Annotated in this window: 1 protein-coding gene; it reads left to right on the forward strand. The window is 69.4% G+C overall.

The window, feature by feature from the left end; genetic code table 11:
- Positions 1–7: 7 nt before the first annotated feature.
- The gene (locus SB660_RS24315; protein ID WP_410585220.1) at positions 8–97 is read left to right on the forward strand and encodes a hypothetical protein; all 90 of its coding nucleotides are present in this window, start codon (positions 8–10) and stop codon (positions 95–97) included.
- Positions 98–229: the final 132 nt, after the last annotated feature.

Below are 229 nucleotides of genomic sequence, written 5' to 3' on the forward strand. Positions count from 1 at the left end.
GGATCTGATCCGTATCTCCGTCGGTCTCGAAGACGCCGACGACATCATCTGGGACCTCGATCAGGCCCTGACCACGGCGACGGGAGCGAACCGATGAGCGCGACGAATCCAGCGACGGCGGACGCCTGCGCCGTCCCGGCTGTGGTGGACGCCGCGGCATGCGCGCTTCCCGGCGTCGCCCCGGCCGTATCGGGACGGACATGGGTCGGCCCGAATCAGCAGGAGCGGT

The sequence above is a fragment of the Bacillus sp. SIMBA_005 genome (assembly GCF_046535585.1).
Taxonomy (GTDB): Bacteria; Bacillota; Bacilli; order Bacillales; family Bacillaceae; genus Bacillus; species Bacillus pumilus.